17 protein-coding genes are annotated in these 19,091 nt (G+C 64.7%); 13 read left to right on the forward strand and 4 right to left on the reverse strand.

The window, feature by feature from the left end:
* Positions 1-119 precede the first annotated feature (119 nt).
* From AAFG16_RS07430 to AAFG16_RS07440, 3 genes are all read left to right on the forward strand, one after another.
* Positions 120-3,590, forward strand: coding sequence for an AAA family ATPase (locus AAFG16_RS07430; protein ID WP_342738376.1), 3,471 nt, complete (start codon positions 120-122; stop codon positions 3,588-3,590).
* Positions 3,587-4,381, forward strand: a complete 795-nt coding sequence (locus tag AAFG16_RS07435) for an rRNA adenine N-6-methyltransferase family protein (RefSeq protein WP_342738378.1) — start codon at positions 3,587-3,589, stop codon at positions 4,379-4,381. Before AAFG16_RS07430 ends, AAFG16_RS07435 begins: the two co-directional genes overlap by 4 nt.
* Positions 4,382-4,476: 95 nt before the next feature.
* Positions 4,477-5,439: a DUF6492 family protein gene (locus tag AAFG16_RS07440; protein ID WP_342738380.1), complete on the forward strand. Its 963-nt coding sequence runs from the start codon at positions 4,477-4,479 to the stop codon at positions 5,437-5,439.
* Here the strand turns inward: AAFG16_RS07440 and AAFG16_RS07445 are convergent.
* A complete protein-coding gene (locus AAFG16_RS07445) occupies positions 5,423-6,490 on the reverse strand; it encodes an endo-1,4-beta-xylanase (RefSeq protein WP_342738382.1) in 1,068 nt (355 codons plus the stop codon). The two genes, AAFG16_RS07440 and AAFG16_RS07445, sit on opposite strands and share 17 nt — an antisense overlap.
* Before the next feature lie 314 nt (positions 6,491-6,804).
* On the opposite strand from AAFG16_RS07445, the gene AAFG16_RS07450 reads away from it, so the two are divergent.
* The 9 genes from AAFG16_RS07450 (at position 6,805) to AAFG16_RS07490 (ending at position 16,073) form a co-directional block, all read left to right on the forward strand.
* On the forward strand, positions 6,805-8,241 hold the full coding sequence (locus tag AAFG16_RS07450; RefSeq protein WP_342738384.1) for an oligosaccharide flippase family protein: 1,437 nt from the start codon (positions 6,805-6,807) through the stop codon (positions 8,239-8,241).
* 34 nt (positions 8,242-8,275) lie between these two features.
* Complete coding sequence (locus AAFG16_RS07455) at positions 8,276-8,650, forward strand: hypothetical protein (protein ID WP_342738386.1); 375 nt, start codon at positions 8,276-8,278, stop codon at positions 8,648-8,650.
* A 245-nt stretch (positions 8,651-8,895) separates the two neighbouring features.
* Entirely contained in the window at positions 8,896-10,128 is a 1,233-nt protein-coding gene (locus tag AAFG16_RS07460; RefSeq protein WP_342738388.1) for a branched-chain amino acid ABC transporter substrate-binding protein, read from the forward strand.
* A gap of 119 nt (positions 10,129-10,247) precedes the next feature.
* Entirely contained in the window at positions 10,248-11,195 is a 948-nt protein-coding gene (locus AAFG16_RS07465; RefSeq protein ID WP_342738390.1) for a branched-chain amino acid ABC transporter permease, read from the forward strand.
* Complete coding sequence (locus tag AAFG16_RS07470; RefSeq protein ID WP_283084227.1) at positions 11,192-12,484, forward strand: branched-chain amino acid ABC transporter permease; 1,293 nt, start codon at positions 11,192-11,194, stop codon at positions 12,482-12,484. Before AAFG16_RS07465 ends, AAFG16_RS07470 begins: the two co-directional genes overlap by 4 nt.
* Positions 12,481-13,230 (forward strand): ABC transporter ATP-binding protein, encoded by a 750-nt coding sequence (locus tag AAFG16_RS07475; protein ID WP_283084228.1) that lies wholly within the window; start codon positions 12,481-12,483, stop codon positions 13,228-13,230. The genes AAFG16_RS07470 and AAFG16_RS07475 overlap by 4 nt, the downstream gene beginning before the upstream one ends.
* On the forward strand, positions 13,230-13,925 hold the full coding sequence (locus AAFG16_RS07480) for an ABC transporter ATP-binding protein (protein ID WP_283084229.1): 696 nt from the start codon (positions 13,230-13,232) through the stop codon (positions 13,923-13,925). The genes AAFG16_RS07475 and AAFG16_RS07480 overlap by 1 nt, the downstream gene beginning before the upstream one ends.
* 152 nt (positions 13,926-14,077) lie before the next feature.
* Positions 14,078-14,296 carry a hypothetical protein gene (locus AAFG16_RS07485; protein ID WP_283084230.1) on the forward strand — a complete coding sequence of 73 codons (219 nt, stop codon included), beginning with the start codon at positions 14,078-14,080 and terminating at the stop codon, positions 14,294-14,296.
* Positions 14,297-14,510: 214 nt separating this feature from the next.
* Positions 14,511-16,073, forward strand: coding sequence for a L,D-transpeptidase (locus AAFG16_RS07490; RefSeq protein WP_283084231.1), 1,563 nt, complete (start codon positions 14,511-14,513; stop codon positions 16,071-16,073).
* Positions 16,074-16,183: 110 nt separating this feature from the next.
* On the opposite strand, the gene AAFG16_RS07495 is transcribed toward AAFG16_RS07490, so the two are convergent.
* Positions 16,184-16,588, reverse strand: a complete 405-nt coding sequence (locus AAFG16_RS07495) for a hypothetical protein (RefSeq protein WP_283084232.1) — start codon at positions 16,586-16,588, stop codon at positions 16,184-16,186.
* A gap of 134 nt (positions 16,589-16,722) precedes the next feature.
* Positions 16,723-17,016 (reverse strand): hypothetical protein, encoded by a 294-nt coding sequence (locus AAFG16_RS07500; RefSeq protein ID WP_283084233.1) that lies wholly within the window; start codon positions 17,014-17,016, stop codon positions 16,723-16,725.
* A 265-nt stretch (positions 17,017-17,281) separates the two neighbouring features.
* Here AAFG16_RS07500 and AAFG16_RS07505 point away from each other — a divergent pair, with 265 nt between their 5' ends.
* Entirely contained in the window at positions 17,282-18,247 is a 966-nt protein-coding gene (locus tag AAFG16_RS07505; protein WP_342738393.1) for a helix-turn-helix domain-containing protein, read from the forward strand.
* 10 nt (positions 18,248-18,257) lie between these two features.
* On the opposite strand, the gene AAFG16_RS07510 is transcribed toward AAFG16_RS07505, so the two are convergent.
* Positions 18,258-19,070 carry a class I SAM-dependent methyltransferase gene (locus AAFG16_RS07510; protein ID WP_283084235.1) on the reverse strand — a complete coding sequence of 271 codons (813 nt, stop codon included), beginning with the start codon at positions 19,068-19,070 and terminating at the stop codon, positions 18,258-18,260.
* Positions 19,071-19,091 lie beyond the last annotated feature (21 nt).

The following is a 19,091-nucleotide window of genomic DNA, read 5'->3' on the forward strand; positions in this document are numbered from 1 at the left end:
GGGCTATTCTTCCCAAGACTTAGGGAACGCGTCCAGTCTGAGGTGAAGTTCGGGCCTCAAAATCTGTGGTTGAGGGCCCCAAAAGCCCTTCGACGGAGTGATGGTCGGGCAGAATCACCATGCTGGAGAACGAACCGGACACGGGAACGGGAAGCGGGCTGAAGCGCTGGCTTGAGGATATCGGTCTCGGCCATTACAGCGATCTCTTCGCACAACACCGCCTCGATCTCGACGTCATGGCGGACCTGACCGAATCCGATCTGGTCGAGCTCGGCTTGCCGCTCGGCGATCGCAAGCGGCTCCAGCGGGCGATGGCCGCGCTGTTCAAGGCGGAAACCGCGGAGACGCCGGCGCCAGCGCCGCGCCCGCAAACCCGGACGGAAGTCGGCGCCGAACGGCGTCAGCTCACCACCATGTTCTGCGACATGGTGGATTCCACCTCGCTGTCGGTGCAGTTCGATCCGGAAGACGTGCGCGACATGATCGCGAGCTTTCGCGAGACCTGCGTCCGCGTGGTGAAGCATTACGAAGGTTTCGCCGCCCGTTTCGTCGGCGACGGCATTCTGGTCTATTTCGGCTATCCGACCGCGCATGAGGACGATGCCGAGCGCGCGGTGCGTGCCGGGCTCGAGATCGTGCGCGTGCTTTCGACCGCCCGTGCGATCGAGCCGCGCGGGGCGCTCAGCCACTCGCCCGCCGTCCGCATCGGCATCGCAACCGGCCTCGTCGTGGTCGGCGACCTCGTCGGACAGGGCACCGAGGAGCGCGACTCCGCGGTCGGAGAGACCGTCAATCTCGCCGCGCGCCTGCAAGCCCTGGCGCCGCCCAATGGCGTCGTGATTTCCTCCTCGACCCAGTCGCTGCTGAAGGGGAAATTCGACTACCGCAATCTCGGCGTCCATGTCCTCAAGGGCATCTCGGAGAAGGTGCAGGCCTGGCACGTGGTGCGTGCCTCGCGGGTGGAGACCCGCTTTGCCGCCGCCATGGGCGGACGGCTGACGCCGCTCGTCAACCGCGAGGAGGAGATCGCGCTGTTGATGGGCCGCTGGCAGCAGGCCAAGGACGGCGACGGCCAGGTCGTGGTCAAGTTCGGCGAGCCCGGCATCGGCAAGTCGCGCATCATCCAGGAGATCTTCGAGCGGATCTCGGGCGACCGCCATGGCCAGGTCTCGTTCCAGTGCTCGCCCTATTACACCTCGACCGCGTTCTATCCGTTCGCCGAGCAGCTCAAATTCTCGCTCGGCCTCGACCGCGAGGATCCGTCCGCGATGTCGCTGGCGAGCCTGGAGACCGCGGTCGCCGCCGCGCATGGCGAGATCGAGCAGGTCACGCCGCTGTTCGCCGCGCTGCTGTCGATACCGACCGGCGATCGCTATCCGCCGCTCGACCTGTCGCCGCAACAGCAGAAGGACGCGACCGTCGCGGCGCTGGTCAATCATTTCCTCGGGCTTGCGCGCGAGATGCCGCTGGTGATCGCGTTCGAGGATCTGCACTGGATCGATCCGACCTCCCGCGAGGTGATCGACCTTCTGGTCGACCGGGCGCAGAACCGGCCGATCCTCGTCATCATCACCGCGAGATCCGAATTCCAGCCGAGCTGGAACGCGCATTCGCACATCACGACGCTGGTGCTGAACCGCCTGAGCCGGCAGCTCCGCACGACGCTGGTCGAGCGCGTCGCCGGCAGGGAGCTTCCCAAGGAGGTCGTCGAGGAGATCATCGTCAAGACCGACGGCGTGCCGCTGTTCCTGGAGGAGCTGACCAAGACCGTTCTCGAATCCAACCTGTTGACCGAACGGCACGGACGCTACGTGCTGTCGGGCCCGTGGCGGCAGCTTGCGATTCCGGCGACGCTGACCGACTCGCTGATGGCGCGGCTGGACCGGATGGGTCCGTTCAAGCGGATCGCGCAGATTGGCGCCACCATCGGCCGCGAGTTCTCCTACGAGACGCTACACGCGGTTGCCAACACGCCGGCCGAGCAGATCGAGGCTGCGCTCAATCATCTGGAGGAGGCGGGGCTGATCATGCGCCGCGGCCATCCGCCCGATGCGCTCTACTCCTTCAAGCACGTGATGATCCAGAACGCCGCGCATGCGAGCCTCTTGCACAGCGAGCGTCGCAAGCTGCATTCCCGCATCGCCCAGGTGCTGGGGGAAATGTATCCGGAGAAGACCGAGCGCGAGCCGGAGCTGCTCGCCCATCACCTGACCGAATCAGGCCAGAGCGAGGGCGCCGCCAGCTTCTGGCTCAAGGCCGGCAAGCAGGCGGCCAAGAGCGGGGCCAATCTGGAGGCGATCGGCCATCTACGCCGGGGCTTGAGCGTCGTGCAGGCCAATGCGCGCATGCAGGGCGCCGACGAGATCGAGCTCGAGCTGCGCATCGCGCTCGGTAACGCGCTGATCGCGGCCAAGGGCTATGCGGTGCAGGAGGTCGAGGAGAACTACACCCGCGCGCTCGAGCTCGGTCAGCAGCTCGACGACGAGGAAAAGACCTTCGCCGCCACGCGTGGCCTCTGGGTGTGCCATTTCATCCGCGCCGACCTCACCCGCGCGCACGATCTCAGCGTCGAGCTGTTGAAGTTCGCCAAGCGCGAGCGGCTCAACGACCGGACCCACCCGGCGCAGCAGACCGGCTATCTGATCGAGGCGCACCGCTCGATCGCGATGACCATGCTCTATCGCGGCCGCTTTGCCGCGTCCCAGCATCATCTGCACCGCTGCATCAACCTCTACAGCCCCGACCTGCACTCCGATCTGATGGAGCGGCACGGCACCGATCCCGGCGTCGTCTCGCTGTCCTATCTCGGCTATCTCCTGTGGTTCCTCGGCCGGCCCGACGCGGCGCGCCAGCACAGCGAGCAGGCGATCCTGCATGCGGAGAAGATCCGCCATCCCTTCTCGCTCGCCTTCGCGCTCGTGTTCGGCGCCTATCTCTGCCAGCATCTGCGCGACATCGAGGGCACGCGCGACTACGCCAACCGCGCCATGATCATCGCCACCGAGCACAATTTCCTGCACTGGAAGCAGCAGGCCGCGATCCTGCGCGGCTGGGCGCTGGCGCAGCTTGGTGAGGCCGACGAAGGCATCAGCCAGATGCGCTTCGGCCTCGACGAATACGAGGCGATGGATTCCTGGCTCGCCGGCTGCTGGTTCCGCTGCCTGCTGGCGGAAGCCTATGCCAAGGTCGGGATGCGCGATGCCGCCTTGCGCGCGCTTGACGGCGCTCTCGCGACCGCGCGGCGGACCGGCGATCACTCCTACCTCGCCGAGGTCTATCGCCTGCAAGGCGAGATCACGCTGCTCGACCGCGACCCGGCCTCGGTGCAGGAGGCCGAGGATCTGTTCGCGCTGTCGCTGGAGACCGCGCGCAAGCAGGGCGCGCTGTCCTGGGAGCTCCGCACCGCCGTCAGCCTCGCACGCCTGTCGCACGAGGCCGGCAAGCGCGAGCACGCAAGCCTCCTGCTCGTGCCGATCGTCGGCAAGTTCAGCGAGGGCTTTTACACGCCGGACCTGAAGCAGGCGATGCAACTCGTCAACGAGCTCGGTGCGGAAGTATCCGTGCGCGAACCGGCTGATCCCGTGCGATGAGTGACCTTGCCGCCGCGCGTGCGCGTTACGTCGCGATGATTGCCAAGCGCGAGCGGATTTCCTCACCGCGCTTGCTCGAAGCGCTGGCTGCCGTCCCGCGCGAGGATTTTCTCGCCAGAGGCCCTTGGCGTATCAAGAGCGAGGCGGCGCGCAGCTACCGGCTGACGCCAGATGCCGATCCGGTTCATCTCTATGACAATGTGCTGGTCGCGATCGACGCGCGCCGCAAGCTCGACACCGGGCTGCCCAGCCTGTGGGCGCATTTCGTCGATTTGCTCGACGTCAAGGAGAAGGACCGTGTCGTGCAGATCGGCTGCGGGCTTGGCTATTTCTCGGCGGTGCTGTCGAAGATCGTCGGCCCAAAGGGCAGGGTGCATGCGATCGAATGCGACGAGCGGCTCGCGGCGCGGGCCGCGACCTATCTCCGCGCCTATGATAATGTCGCGGTCGTCCACGGCGACGGCTGCCGCGACATTGGCGAGCCGGCCGACGTGATCATCGTCCACGCCGGCTTCTCGCATCCGCATCCGCTCTGGCTGAAGTCGCTCCGCCCGCGCGGACGCCTTTTGGTGCCGTTGACCCAGCGCGACCGCGAAGGCGCCGCCCTCAAGATCACGCGCAAGGGCAAAGGCTTCGAAGCCGAGGCGGTGCAGCAGATCCGGATCTTTCCCGGCCAGGGCCGAGGCGTGACTGCGCTCGACGACCGCGTCGCAGACTGGTGGCAGCGCGCCTCTGCCCTGGCCCCACTGCGCTTTCGCGGGATAGAGCAAGGGCTGCCGTCGGATGGCTAACGATTCGTTTCATTTTACCTTGATTGCGAATCCAAGTTTCCAATGTCTCGCCTCGCTTGTATGACTGCGGCTCGATGGCCATTCGGGCGCGCTCCATGCATTCCGTTGCACTGCTGACTGCCAGCTATGCCAAGGATATCGAACGCTTTTCGCTGCTCAGCGAGAGCATCGACACCTGGCTGACGGGATACACGCGGCATTATGTTCTCGTTAACGATGAGGATGTGCCGCTGTTCGAACGGTTCGCGTCCGACAAGCGCGTCATCGTTCCGGCCTCGCGTTACTTGCCGAAATGGCTGTTCGCGCTGCCGCCGGCGCTTCAGTTCATCAGCAGCCGCAGGGTCTGGCTGTCGCTGCTGTCGTCGCCCGTGCACGGCTGGCACATCCAGCAGATCCTGAAGATCGCCGGCGTCCTCAACGCGCCTGAGCAGCGCGTCTGCATCCTGGACTCGGACAATCTGTTCTTCCGCGAATTCGACGTCGGCCAGTATGCCGGCGGTGAGAAGACGCCGCTGTTCGTCACGCGCAAGGGGATCGACGCTGGTCACCCCTTGCATGTGCTGTGGCTGCGTACCGTCGACCAGCTCCTCGGTATCAAGGACCGGTCCTTCCCCGCGGACGACTATGTCGGCAATGCGCTGGTCTGGGACAAGGACAGCGCGCGGGCGATGACCGCGGCCATCAAGTCGGCGACTGGCCTGAGTTGGGCGCTGGCGCTGTGCCGGAAGAAGAAGTTCTCCGAATACCTGCTTTACGGAAACTTCGTCGCGAACTCGCCGGAACATCTGGCGAGGCATCGGGTCACGGAGGACAGCATCGCCGTCTCGCATTGGGACGACACCCGCCTCGACCGCGCCGCGATCGAAGCGATGATGCGGGCCGCTTCGCCGGAGCAGGTCGCGCTGTGCATCCAGTCCTATTCGTCGACCTCGATCGACGACATCCGCGACGTGTTCCGCTTCAGCTCGCGCGACCGCCGCGGCCCGAGTCTGTCGCCGGATCACATCGGCGATGCGGCGGAATTCGAAGTGCCGAAGACCCTCAAACGTCCTTCGTGAACTTGCTGATCACGTCCATGAACGGTTTTGGCTTGAACTCGCCGTCGAGCGGCAGGGGCCGGTTCGGCTGCTTGTCCTTGCGGGCGAAGGTGCCGTTGATCCAGCTGTAGCGGTCGGAGATGCCCCAGGTTAGGATCGAGCGCACCGGGCCGCTGGTCGAGATCGCCGTCAGGAGATCATCGACGCGTTTGGCGACGATGGCATCGCGCTCCGCCGGACTGCCGGCCAGCTTCTGATCGTCGACGTCGAGCTCGGTGACGTACGCCTCGAGCCCCCACGAGCGCAGCTCGGTGACGAACTCGGCGAGGCCATGCGTGTCGATCTCGAGCTCGGCATGCAGATGCGATTGCAGACCCACCGCGTGCAGCGGAACGCCCTGGTCGAGCAGGTCCATGATCAGGTTGCGATACGCCGCGCGCTTGGCGATGAACGAATCCTTCGCCGATTCTATGTCATATTCGTTGATCGCGAGCTTGACGAAGGGATCGGCCGCGGCCGCCGTGCGGAAGGCCAGAGGGATCCAGCGCTCGCCGAGATGCTGCGTCCAGAACGTGTCGCGCCGGTCCTTCACACTGCGGGGATTGTCCGGGATCGGCTCGTTGACGACGTCCCACGACGTCAACTTGTCCTTGTAATAGGACACGACGGTGCCGATGTGATCGACATAGGCGCGCTCGACGCCTTTGGCGTCCTTGATCTGCTTGGTCCAGTCCGGAATGTCGTGATACCAGGCGAGCGCGTGGCCGCGCATCGTCAGATCGTTCTTCTGCGCGAATTCATAGATGGCGTCGGCGCGTTCGAACGCGAATGTATGGGCATCCGGCCGCAGCATCGGCCATTTCAGCTCGAGCACCGGCACCACCTGGGTGCAATAGGTGCTGATGGCTTCACCGAGCCGCGGATCGGCTTGCAGGTCCCACAGTGTCGCGGCTGCGCCATAGCCGGGACGGCGCTGGGCGAACTTCGACGTAGGCGCGGCCGACGCCGATGCGCCCGCCGCAAGCGTTGCGGCGCTGCCGAGGAGAAATTCGCGTCTGTCGAGCCTGGTCACGGCCGTCCTTTCGGAACCAACGCGCCATCGTACCAAGCGGCACGTTGCGACGCCGGGCTTTTCCGTTGTTGGGTTAACCTTTGTGGCGTTGTTCCAGTCTGGATCAGGGCTTTCGCCTCGCGGTCGCGAAAATCGCTTCGGCGAAAGGGCAAATTTAACGCTAACGGGCGAAAGCGGCGTCAAAACCTCATTCGCCGCCCGGTCTGCAGACTTATGTGACACTCTTGCGCGATGCTGCGGCGCGGTTCGTTCGCCCCGCCAAGATCCCGTTAAGGCCCATTGATTGACGGCCGTCATCATCGCAACGGTCCCGCATGCTGAACCGCCATTTCTCGATCTATCTCGTCGCCTATATCCTGCCCGCGGCGGTGGGCTTCTTCGCCGTCACGGCCTACACGCGGCTGCTGACGCCCGCGGAGTACGGCGTCTATGTCGTTGGCATCAGCCTTGCCGGCATCTTGGGCGCGATCTTCTTCGCCTGGATCAAGCTGTCGGTGTCGCGCTATCAGGCGATGTCGGCGGAGGTGGATTTCCGCGGCACGGCGATGGTTGCCTTCGCACTGACGGCGGCGGTGCTCTGCGCCACCGCGCCGCTGGTGTTCCTGTTCGGCAGCGATCTCAGCGCCGAGCTGCTGCTCGCCAGCATGTTCGTCGCGATCATGGCCAATGCAGTCGACGTCGGCCAGGAGTTCGAGCGTGCCAAGCTGCGTCCCTATCGGTTCGCCGCGATCTCGATCGTGCGCAGCATCTCCAGCGTCGGCTTCGGCCTCGTCGGCATCTGGCTCGGTTGGGGCGGCCTCGGCCTGCTTGCGGCCTTTGGCCTCGGCTCGCTCACCGGCATCATTCTCAACCTCGTCGGCGACCGCAGCAAGATCGCGCGCTTTCAGCGCAGCCAGTTCATGCAGCTGGCGCGCTACGGCCTGCCGCTGACGCTGGCCGGACTGTCCGTCGCGGTCTATTCGGCCTGCGACCGGCTCATTGTGGCTTATCTGCTCGGCAAGGACGCGGCTGGCATCTTCGGTGTCGCCGCCGATCTGCCGCGCCAGTTCATGGTCATGATCGCTTCCAGCGTCGCCGCGGCGACCGTGCCGTTGGTGTTCCGGTCACTGTCCGAGAACAACAAGGAGACGACGCGGGAGCGGCTGACCGAAAGCCTCGAGCTGCTGCTCGTCGTCGTCGCGCCGGTCGCGGTCTGGCTTGCGCTCGCGGCCGACCAGGTCGCCGGCACGCTCGTGGGCGTCGACTTCCGCGCCGGTGTGTCGGCGCTGCTGCCGACCCTCGTGCTCGCGCGCTTCTTCGGCATCGCCAACCAGTTCTATGTCCAGATCAGCTTTCAGCTCGCCGAGCGGCCGTTCATGCTGGCGGCGCAGTCCTTCCTCACGCTCGTTCTGAGCGTGCTGCTGATGTTCGTCCTGGTCGCCGGCTACGGCCTTTACGGTGCGGCGCTGGCGACGCTCGCGACCGAAGCCATCGGCTTCCTGGTCGCCGTCGTGCTGATGCACCGCGCCCATCCGGTCCCGTTCGATCTCAACCGCCTCGCCGGCGTTGCCGCTTCCGCCGCCGTGATGGCGGCTGCAATCCTGGTCGCGCGATCGCAAGCCGGCGGCACTGGTCTCGTGTCGCTCATCATCGTCAGTCTTACCGGCGGCCTTGCCTATGCCGCGACGGCCTGGCTGCTGAACGTCGCCAGTGTCCGGACGCTGTCGCTGCGCTTCGCGCGCACGTTCAACCGGAAAGCGCTGGGCGTCTAGCCGGGCGCATCACACCCGGAGGCAGGTCTGACGCATGCGGCGATATGTGATCCGGATTGCGATCTTCGGTCTGCTCGGTCCCGCAGCAACGTATCTCGGCCTCTATTTGCTTGTGAGACATGCCGAGAGGTGGTGGTGGCCGCAGCCTGCGATCTATCTCGTCGAACTGCCGCCATTTCTTCTTTGCGCCGTCATTGACGGCGCGCTGAAGGATGCGCGCGCCTGGGAGCGTGCGGTCATCGCCGGGTTCAGCGCGCTCGTCGCATCGAGCCTGGCATTGGCGATTGCCTATGGAGGGCTCAGAGCCTGGACGCTCGGCTTGGTCGCGCCGTTCGCGGCGGTTGCCTGCTCCATTCTGGCGACAGGGACGGATGTGACGGACAGCACGGATCCGATCGACCGGCTCTAGGTGGCGAGCATCTTCCGCGGTACCGCCGTCCGCCGCATGCGAGTTTCCCCTTGCGTTCTATTCCTTGTCACGGAATGCTGCGGACGAGCCGGGCCAGCCGCACCACATTTCATAGCGGCGGCCCGAGCCATGTCGTTAGCGCTTGAAAAGCAAAGTTCGTTCTGCTCATTAGGGTTTAGAAAATGCGCTGCAACATGCGCAAAAAGCCCATCGACTAAAGTCGATAGCCAGCGAGGAAACAAACAATGCGCAAGCTCACTTTGGCCATTGCCGTGATCGCCCCGATGCTCGGTCAACCAGCGTCGGCTGAGGACACCATCAAGATCGGCTATATCGATCCGCTCTCCGGCGGCGGCGCCAGCGTCGGCGAGGGTGGTTTGAAGACCTTCCAGTATCTCGCCGACGAGCTCAACGCCAAGGGCGGCATCCTCGGCAAGAAGATCGAGATCATCCCGCTCGACAACAAGACCAATCCGCAGGAGAGCCTGGTGCAGGCCCAGAAAGCGATCGACGCCGGGGTGCGTTACATCACGCAAGGCAACGGCTCGTCCGTCGCCGCGGCGCTCTCGGACTTCGTCACCAAGAACAACTCGCGCAATCCCGGCAAGGAGGTCCTGTACTTCAACTACGCCGCCGTCGATCCGAGCCTGACCAACGAGAAGTGCAGCTATTGGCATTTCCGCTGGGATGCGAGCTCCGACATCAAGATGGAAGCGCTCACCAACTACATGAAGGACGCGCCGTCGATCAAAAAGGTGTACCTGATCAACCAGGACTATTCGTTCGGCCAGTCCGTGCGCACCGATGCGCGCAAGATGCTGGGTGCGAAGCGGCCCGACATCCAGATCGTCGGTGACGAGCTGCATCCGCTGCTGAAGGTCACGGATTTCTCGCCCTACATCGCCAAGATCAAGGCTTCCGGCGCCGATAGCGTCGTCACCGGCAATTGGGGGCAGGATTTTGCGCTGCTGCTCAAGGCCGCGGCTGATGCCGGTCTGAAGGTCAACTGGTACACCTATTATGCCGGCGGCGCCGGCGGCCCCACTGCCGTCAAGCAGACCGGTCTGGATCATCAGGTGTTCCAGATCACCGAAGGTTTTGCGAATTCCGGCAACAAGGCTGCGATGGACTACGAGAAGGCGTTCCGCGCCAAGGTCAATCTGTCGCTGTGGTATCCGCGCGCAGTCAACGAGATGCGCATGTTCAAGGCGGCGGCCGAGAAGGCCAATTCGATCGACCCCGTGAAGGTCGCAGCGGCGCTGGAGGACCTGAAGTTCGAGGTCCTCGACGGTGGCCAGGGCGTCATGCGCAAGGACGACCACCAGTTCTTGCAGCCGATCTACATCTCTTCCTTCGGCAAGCTGACCGAGAGCGAGCCATTCGACGAGGAGAGCACCGGTTGGGGCTGGCATCTGGTGTCGAAGATCGACACGCCGCAGGCGATGGTCTCCACGACCTGCAAGATGGCGCGGCCGTAATCACTGAGCTTGTCGTTGCCCGGCGGTCATCATGGGCCGCGGGTTGACGGCAGCAGGACTGTGTTTGATTGGTCGATGTTCACCGGGGCCATCAGGCCCCGGATATCCATGAGTGCGCTGTGCTTGAACTCATTGTCATTTCGACCCTGAACGGCGTGCTGTTCGGCATGCTGCTCTTCCTGTTGTCGAGCGGGCTCACCGTCATCTTCAGCATGATGGGGGTGCTCAATTTCGCCCATGCCAGCTTCTACATGCTCGGCGCCTTCTTCGGCTTCCAGCTCACCAAGTGGACCGGCTTCTGGCCGGCGCTGGTGCTGGCGCCGCTGCTGGTCGGCGCCATTGGCATGGCCGTGGAGCGTTACGGCCTGCGCAACACCCACAAGCACGGCCATGTCGCGGAGCTGCTGCTGACCTTCGGTCTCGCGTTCGCGATCGAAGAGATCGTGTCGATGATCTGGGGCAAGAGCCCGGTCGATTATCGCGTGCCGACGCTGCTCGACTTCCCGGCCTTCACGGTGTTCTCGACCAACTACCCCGCCTATAAGATCTTCATGCTGGCCGTGTCGGTCGTGATCTTCGTCGCGCTGCTGATCGTGCTCAAGCGCACCCGCGTCGGCCTGATCGTGCAGGCGGCGCTGACGCATCCGCACATGGTCGGGCATCTCGGCCACAATGTCGGCCGCGTGTTCATGGTGGTGTTCGGCGTCGGCAGCGCGCTCGCCGGCCTTGCGGGCGTCATCGCGGGACCGGCCCTGGTGACGCAGTCCGACATGGCCGCAGCGTTAGGGCCGATCCTGTTCGTGGTCATCGTGTTCGGTGGCCTCGGCTCCTTGCCCGGCGCCTTTATCGCTTCACTGGTCATCGGCCTGGTGCAGACCTTTGCAGTGGCGCTGAACGGCTCGCTCGCCAGCGCGTTCGGTCCGCTCGATCCGTCGGCGGGGCCGTCCGTCCTCACCGACGTCTGGAACGTCACGATCGCCCAGGTCGCGCCGATCGTGCCTTATCTTCTGCTGGTGATCATTCTGATCGTACGCCCCATGGGCCTGATGGGGACGCGCGAGTCATGACCACCACGAATACGTCGACATCCAAGATTGCAGACAAGCCCGCCGGCGACGGAATGCGCTTCTACGGCGTCTGGCTGATCGGCATTGCCGCACTGATCGTGCTGCCGATGGTCTTCTCCTCCGGCGGCTCGCTGACGTCGTTCAGCCTGATCGGCATCGCGATCGTGTTCGCGCTGTCCTACAACATCCTGCTCGGCCAGACCGGCCTCTTGTCATTCGGCCATGCCGTGCATTACGGCCTCGGCGGTTTTGCCGCCTGCCACATGATGAATGCCGTGGTCTCGCACGGCTGGCCGATCCCGCTGCCGTTCATTCCGTTGTTCGGCGGGCTCGGCGGCCTGGTCTTTGCGATCATCATCGGCTGGGTGATGACCAAACGCGCCGGCACCGTGTTCGCGATGATCTCGCTCGGCATCGGCGAGCTGGTGGCGTCGTCCTCGCTGATCCTGCGCTCCGTGTTCGGCGGCGAGTCCGGCATCACCACGGACCGCACCGCGCTGCCAAAAATGTTCGGCTGGTCGTTCGGGCCGCAGCTTCAGGTCTACTACCTCATCGCGTTCTGGCTCGTGCTGTCGGCGATCGCGATGTACGCGCTGACCCGGACGCCGCTAGGGCGGATCAGCAATGCCGTCCGCGACAATCCGGAGCGCGTCCAGTTCATTGGCTACGATCCCCACGTCGTCCGCTATCTCGCCTTCTGCTTTGCCGGATTCTTTGCCGGTGTTGCGGGCGGGCTTGCCGCGATCAATTTCGAGATCGCCAACTCCGCCTATCTCGGCGCGATCCAGTCCGGCCTCGTGCTGTTCTCCACCTTCATCGGCGGCACTGCCTATTTCTTCGGCCCGATCCTCGGCGCGATCCTGGTGACTTATCTGCAGCTCGGACTGACCAGTGTCACCAGCGTGTGGCAGCTCTATTTCGGCATCATCTTCATCGGCATCGTGATGTTCTCGCCGGGCGGTATCGCGGGCCTCGTGATGATGCACCGGCCGCTGGTTCGCGCCGGAACGCTGTGGACGGTGATCCCGTCCTATCTCGTCGCCGTTGTGCCGACCGTGGCGCTCGCCTGCGGCGTCATTCTCACGATCGAGACCATCGCGCGCTATTCGGGCGGGGACGTCATCAACCTGTTCGGGATCGGCTTCAGGCCGACATCGCCGGTGACCTGGGTCGCTGCCGCGGTTCTCGTGATCGGCGGCGCCTTCGTCGCGCGGCTGACCTGGCGGCGGATCGCGGATGCGTGGGACAGGGCTGCCACGGTCGCCCGCGACCGGGGGTATTTGGCATGACCGTAGCGATCGAAGTCCGCGCCGTCGAAAAGCGCTTCGGCAATGTCGGCATCATCCGCGACCTCAATCTCAGCGTCGCCCAAGGTGAGCGTCACGCCATCATCGGCCCGAATGGCGCCGGCAAGTCCACGACGTTCAACCTGATCAGCGGGCACATCAAGCCGACCTCGGGCGAGGTGATGCTGAATGGCGACCTGATCTCGGGCCTGAGGCCCTTCGAGATCAACCGGCGCGGCCTGTCGCGCTCGTTCCAGGTGACCAACGTATTTGCCCGGATGTCGGTCTGGGAGAACGTCCGCTGCGCCGTGCTGTGGGCGACGGGGCATCGCTACGCGTTCTGGAAGAACGTCGACCACCTGCCAGAGGTGCGCGAGCGCACCGCGCAGATCCTGGATGACATCCATCTGACGCATCGGCGCGACGTTCCGGCTGGGCTGCTCACCTACGCCGAGCAGCGCGAGCTCGAGATCGGCATCACCATCGCGAGCGGCGCCACGGTCGTCATGCTGGACGAGCCGACCGCCGGCATGAGCCATGCCGAAACCGATCGCGCGGTGTCGCTGATCCGCCGGCTGACCGAAGGCAAGACCCTCGTCATCGTCGAGCACGACATGAGCGTCGTGTTTGGTCTGGCCGATCGCATCTCGGTGCTGGTCTACGGCCACATCATCGCCTCGGGTACACCGGAAGAGATCCGGCGCGACCCGAAGGTCAAGGAAGCCTATCTCGGCGAGGAAGCGCACTGATGCTCGAGGTCAGGGATCTCCACGCCTATTACGGCAAGAGCCACATCCTCCAGGGTGTCGATCTCGACGTCGCCGCCGGCGAGGTCGTGAGCCTGCTCGGCCGCAACGGCGTCGGCCGCTCCACCACGGTCAAGGCGATCATGGGCGAGGTCGCGCCGCAGGGCACGATCCGCTTCAAGGGCAAGGACATCGCAGGGCTTCCCAGCTACAAGATCGCGCGGCTCGGCCTCGGCTATGTGCCTGAGCATCGCGATATCTTTCCGAGCCTGACGGTTCGCCAGAACTTGTTGCTCGGGGTCAAGGACACGCGCCGTCCCGGCAAGTGGCGGCTGCAGGACATGCTCGACATGTTTCCCAATCTCGCCGCGCGTGCCGACACGGCCGCGGGCGTGCTGTCGGGCGGCGAGAAGCAGATGCTCACGACCTGCCGCACGCTGATGGGCGATCCGGATCTCATCATGATCGACGAGCCGACCGAAGGCCTCGCGCCGCTGATCGTGCAGCAGGTCGGCGATCTCATCGCGCGTATCGCGGAGGCCGGTGTCGCGATCCTGCTTGTCGAGCAGAAGCTGTCGATCGCGATGCGGATTTCGAAGCGCGTCTACATCATGGGCCACGGCCGCGTCGTGTTCGAGGGCACGCCCGACGAGCTCAAAGCCAACGCCGCGGTGCGGCAAGAGTGGCTCGAAGTCTGACGCTCACAGGGCGGACATCCGTTCGCGTGCCGATCCGCCCGCACCCCGGCTGCCTGGCAGCCATGTGACACAGCTCTGTGTGATGACCGTCACATCCTGCCGTCTCCGGCTGGCCTAGCGTAGGTCCGTTCATCTTCGCCCCGGTTCTGGTCATGACCGCCACCGACTTTGCTGCCGTTTTGCGCAAGCTGGGTCTTGCCGCCGCGCTCATCTGCGCGCTCCTCAGCCTCACCGTGTTCGCCGTGCTGCTGATCATGCAGCATGAGCCGGCCGCGCAGGCCGCAGTGCGCGCGTTGCCGCTCATGGTCTTTGCGCTATTCGGCCTGTTCGGCGCCGCAATGACCCGGCTGATCGGGCGCCGGACCCATTAGCCGGACATTCTGCCGCAGTGATTCCCCAGCCCCGGATCAGCCCCGGCCCCGGGCCATCTTCCGCCTTTCCGGGCCGTCGTATATGAGAGATTTGCCGCCGGACCGGTCCGAATATCGCCAGATACGGAACGCAAGGTGGCTGCGAATTCTTAATCCAAAGATCGCAATCTGACATGCGATCGACACACGGACGCGGACTGGACCGGGGTATGGCATGAAAGACCTGATGACGACGGCGCAATCCACGATGGCGACGCGGCGTTGGCGGACCTCCGGACTTGTTGCGCTCGCGACGATCGCCGCCCTGACCGGGCTGACCGCCAGCGCCGAAGCGGCCAAGCAGGCCCGCCAGGCGGCCGAGGCGGTGGCGCCGCGCGAGGCCGGCGAGCCGATCATGGCGATCGTGTCGATCAAGAGCCAGCAGGTCATCTTCTACGATGCCGACGGCTGGATCCTGCGTGCTCCCGTGTCGACCGGTACCACCGGACGGGAGACGCCGGCCGGCGTCTTCGCCATCATCGAGAAGGACAAGGACCATCACTCGACCATGTATGACGATGCCTGGATGCCGAACATGCAGCGCATCACCTGGAACGGCATCGCGCTGCATGGCGGGCCGCTGCCCGGCTATGCCGCCTCGCACGGCTGCGTGCGCATGCCGTTCAACTTCGCCGAGGGCCTGTTCGACAAGACCAACATCGGAATGCGGGTGATCATCTCGCCGAACGATGCGGCCCCGGTCGATTTCTCCCATCCCTCGCTGTTCGTCCCGAAGCCGGAGGCCATCGCGGCGGCCCCTGGCCGTATCGGCAAGCTCTCGGCTGAAGCCGAGGAGGCGACGCGTGCTGCTGACGAGACCAAGAAGGCAGCGGCTGCGGCGGCGAAAGAGGCGCAATCGCTTCCGGCGACGCTGCGCAAGCTGGAGCAGCAGAAGACCCGCACTGATGCCGAGAACGCCTATGCCGACAAGCTGCTTGCGAATGCCAAGACCGACCAGGCCAAGGCAAAGGCCGAGGAGCTGAAGCAGAAGGCGGCCGCCAAGGCGGCGGACGCGGCAACCCAGCTCGATGCCGCCAAGGCCGCGGCGCAGCCGAAGCGCGATGCCGTCGCCGCCACCAAGGAAGCCGCGAAGGTTGCGGCGACCAGGAAGGCCGATGCCGTGAAGGCGGCACTGGACGCAAAGCTCGCGCTCGAGCCGGTCTCGGTCTACATCAGCCGCTCGACGCAGAAACTCTATGTGCGGCGGAACACGCACAAGCCGGCGCCGGACGGCGGCGGCGAGGTGTTCGACACCAGCATCGAGGTCCCCGTCACGATCCGTAATCCGGACCAGCCGCTCGGCACGCACATCTTCACGGCGATGGCGAAGAACGACACCGGCCTGCGCTGGAGCATGGTCACGATCGACGACGGCGACAATGCCAGGAGCGCGCTCGACCGCATCACCATCCCGCAGGAAGTGTGGGATCGCATCGGGCCGACTGCCTTGCCGCGCTCGTCGATCATCATCTCGGACGAGCCGCTGAGCAGCGAGACCAACTACCGCACCGAGTTCGTCGCGGTGCTGAGCAACCATCCGCAGGGCGGCTTCATCACCCGCAAGCCGACCGCGCCGCCGATGGCCGTTGCCAGCGATGACGGCTACTGGGACAATGGCGGCAACGGCTTTGGCTTCTTCTTCCAGCAGCCGAACCCGCAGCAGCCCGTCAATCCGCGTCGCCGCGGCCAGTACCAATATTATCAGCCGGCGCAGCCGATGCCGCGGAGCTTCTGGTAGGAGAGCGCTCTAAAGCATGATCCGGAAAAGTGCGAAGCGGTTTTTCGGAAAGATCATGCGTAAACAACAACTGAAAGCGCGATGATGATTCATCCAAATCTCATCGCGCTTCAGGGTGACCCCGTCGACATGCCCTGCAGCTGTCGAAGCGGATTGAGCGGGCCAAGCGGGATCAGCTCGAACCGCATGAGATGCGCTTCGCCCAAGGGCAGCTTTTCGAGCATGTCGTGAGCCGCCGCGACATCCGTGACGTTCAGGATGAACGCGACGCCGACGCGATCCTGCAGCGAGTACCACTGGTCGATCTTGCCCTCGAGATAGAGCTTCACCGTCTCCCGCACTTCCTTCGGCAGGATGGCGCGCGCGGCGGCGGCGTCGGCGCCGGGGCTGATCGTGCCGATCGCGAGAATTCGGGTGGTTGGCGTCGGCGGCGTGGGTGACTGCGCGCGTCCCGGGACCGCGGACACCAGGCAGAGGACGAAAGTCACCAAGGCGGCAGCGAGTGTAGGTTTCATTCGAGTTCTCCTTGCCCTGAGGTTTACGCTGTTCAACTACATAGGCTGCGTCGTGCTGCATCGCCGCCGGCGCGCGGCGGCGATGCAGGCTCGAACTTCAGGCGCAGGTCCAGCGCATTGTCACTTGCCTTGATTCACTTGCCTTGGATCAGAAGACCCAGCGGCGCGAGCGGGCCGACCGGCATCAGCTCGTAGGTGCAGAAGCCGTCAGTCACGAGCGGCAGTGCGTCCACGGTCGCCTTAGCCTGTTCGACGGACTCGGCGTTCATCAGGAAGACCACGCCGGGCTTGTCCTGGCGAAACCAGAACTGCTCGATCTTCCCGTCGAGATACAGCTTGAGCGTAGCCGGGACTTCCCGCGGCATGATCTGCTGCCGCTGCTCCGGCGTCGGCGCTTTGGTGATGTTGCCGATGGCGATGACTTTCATGGGGCTCTCCTTTTGGATGGTGTTCGTCAAAGGACGGCGTCCGGTCCGAAGGCCCTGCAGAGAGGGGCGAAAGCGCCAACTTTGGAGGCATTTGCGCCATCGATAATCGCGTCGATCATCCGCAAAAGCGTTGTTTTCTCAGATCGCTACGACTATCTCTCGTTCGCGGTGTGGGCCTCGGACCGAGCGCCGATGGGGAGTAGGCTAGGCCGCCCTCCGCACGAGCGGTATTGTCGTAAACGACAACTTTGAGAGCATTTCCGCCATGCGCATCGCGTTGCTCGCCCTCGAGGGATTTTGGGACACCGGGCTGACCGTGACGCTCGATGCATTCACGATCGCCAACAACTTCGCAGCCGCCCAGGCGGGCGGCGCACCCCATTTTGACGTGTCGATCGTTGGCGTGCGGAGGAAGGTCCGCTCCGGGCAGGGCTTTGCGCTCCCGGTCAAATCCGTGACGCCCGACCTGAAGCCGGACTGGGTCATCGTGCCGGCGTTGAATACGAGCCGGCCGGAACAATTGATTCCGGCGCTCGGCCGTCGCGACGTCAGGCAGGCGGTGGGGCAGCTTCAGTCCTGGTACGCCAATGGTGCGCGCATCGCTGCATCCTGCATCGGGACGTTCGTTCTTGCCGAGGCGGGGCTGCTCGATGGACAGGGAGCGACGACCACGTGGTGGCTGTCACCGCTGTTCCGTCAGCGTTACCCGAATGTCAGGCTCGATGAGAAACGCATGCTGGTGACATCGGATCGCGTCGTCACGGCGGGCGCCGCCATGGGATATCTCGATCTCGCATTGTGGTTCATACGTCAGGCCAGCCCCGAGCTTGCCGGCGTCGTGTCGCGCTACTTGCTGGCCGACCTGCGCTCTTTGCAGGCGCCGTTCATCATTCCCAATCATCTCGCGCAGGCCGATCCGCTCATCCAGCGTTTCGAACGCTGGGCGCGTGGGCATTTGAAGCAGGGGTTTTCGTTGCAGGAGGCCGCCAGCGCGCTCGCGACCAGCGCGCGAACCTTGCAGCGCCGCTGCGAGGCGGTGCTCGGCAAGTCTCCGCTGTCCTACTTCCAGGACCTCAGGGTCGAGCGCGCACAGTCGCTGCTGCATGGCAGCGGTCTCGACGTCGATGCGATCGCCGCCGAGGTCGGCTATGAGGACGGCGCGACGCTCCGAACACTCTTGCGGGAACGTCTCGGACGCGGCGTGCGCGAGCTTCGCGCGAACCTGCGCTGACCGTCCGCGGCTACGGCCGCGCTTCGATCACGATCGCCTGGATCTTGCCGTCGATTGCGCCGGAGCCGTGGCGCGACCGAAGTTCCTCGGCAACGAGATCCGTCGCGGCCTGAAGCTTGCTGGCATCCCTGGCCTCGATCTCGCTGCGCAGCGGCGTGCCCTGGCAGAGCGCGATCGCGACATAGTCCGCCGACGGTGCATGGCTGATTTCAGTTCGCGTTTCGATCGAGATATCGCGGAAGCCGGCACGCTCGAGGTCGAATCTGATCAGCGCCTTGTCATGATAGCCGTGCGGCGTCCGGCTCATGAAACGGGGCGGATCATCGGGAAACATCCTGGCGAGCGCGATCGTTGCTTCGTCGCTGAGCACATTGTCCTCGATGCGGTCCCAGACGTTGAACACGAATGTGCCGTCGCTCTTCAGGACACGCTTCACTTCGCCGTAGGCCTTGACGCGGTCCGGAAAGAACATGGCGCCGAACTGGCAGCAGACCACGTCGAATTCGGCGTCGCCAAAGGGCAGCGCCATGCCGTCCGCCTGGCGCCAGGTGATGCGGTCATCGTCGCCTTGCCGCTGCGCCGCGACCGTGAGCATCGGCTCGTTGAGATCGGTCGCGACATAACGGACGCCGTGCGGCAATGCCGCCGCCACCGCGCGCGTCACTGCGCCGGTGCCGGCCGCGATCTCGAGCAGCACGGAAGGCGAGCGCGCCGCGATGCGCCTTGCGATGTCTTCCGCGTAAACGGAGAAGATCATCGGGACCAGATATTCGTCGTAGATTTTTGGGATCGAGCCGGCGAAAACCTTGTCAGTGCTGGACATGCTTGCCTCGCTGAAGGTTCG

Origin of the sequence: Bradyrhizobium sp. B117, from assembly GCF_038969555.1 — a bacterium.
Classification (GTDB): Bacteria; Pseudomonadota; Alphaproteobacteria; order Rhizobiales; family Xanthobacteraceae; genus Bradyrhizobium.